The sequence below is a fragment of the Corallococcus aberystwythensis genome (genome assembly GCF_003612165.1).
GTDB classification, from domain to species: domain Bacteria; phylum Myxococcota; class Myxococcia; order Myxococcales; family Myxococcaceae; genus Corallococcus; species Corallococcus aberystwythensis.
Genome location: NZ_RAWK01000557.1, coordinates 1 through 655 on the forward strand (window position 1 = coordinate 1; position 655 = coordinate 655).

A 655-nucleotide genomic window follows, 5' to 3' on the forward strand; every position below is an offset into this window, starting at 1 on the left:
GAGCGGCCCCTTCCCGGCTCACTCCCCGTTGAGCTTCTCCGTCAGGAAGCGCATCACGAAGAAAAGGATGGTGAAGCCACCCACCGCGAAGAGCACCATCCGCGTTGACAGCGACATGGGCTCGGACGGCAAGCCCCGCATGTTCGCGCGCTCCGCCCGGTCCATCGCCTCCTCCAGGCCGGGGGTGATCTCCATGGGCTTCGCCGTGCGCCGGTAGTGCTCCGTGCGCAGGTACTGCTCGACCACCCGCTCCGTGTCGGCGCCCTCGAGGACCTCTCCCAGCTGCGGGTCGAACAGCCGGAGCCGGGCCTTGTGGGCCAGCCCGGCCGCCTCGGTCAGGGCCTCGCGGATGAGTTCCTCGCGGTCCTCCAGCGGCACGCGCAGCTCCATGCCCACGACCTTCTTGCCGTCGCGCAGGGGCAGCACCTCCACGACGCCCACCCCCAGGTCCCACTCGCGCACGCCGTCCGGGCGGACGGTCCCCGGGCGTGCAGCCAGGAGGGCCTCCACCCGTGCCATCTCGAAAGGGGCGCCTGGGGTCCGCGCCTGCAGGACCAACTCGTAACTCACGCGGGTTGCGAGTATACGCCGCGCGGTCCCCTCCGCCTCTTTCCCTCCGAGACGCCCCGATGAAGCCCTCCTCTCCCCCTCGCTC

Annotated in this window: 1 protein-coding gene; it reads right to left on the reverse strand. The window is 70.8% G+C overall.

What is annotated here, in order from left to right; all coding sequences use genetic code 11:
• Positions 1 to 18 precede the first annotated feature (18 nt).
• Positions 19 to 519: a hypothetical protein gene (locus D7W81_RS41425; protein ID WP_244227805.1), complete on the reverse strand. Its 501-nt coding sequence runs from the start codon at positions 517 to 519 to the stop codon at positions 19 to 21.
• Positions 520 to 655 lie beyond the last annotated feature (136 nt).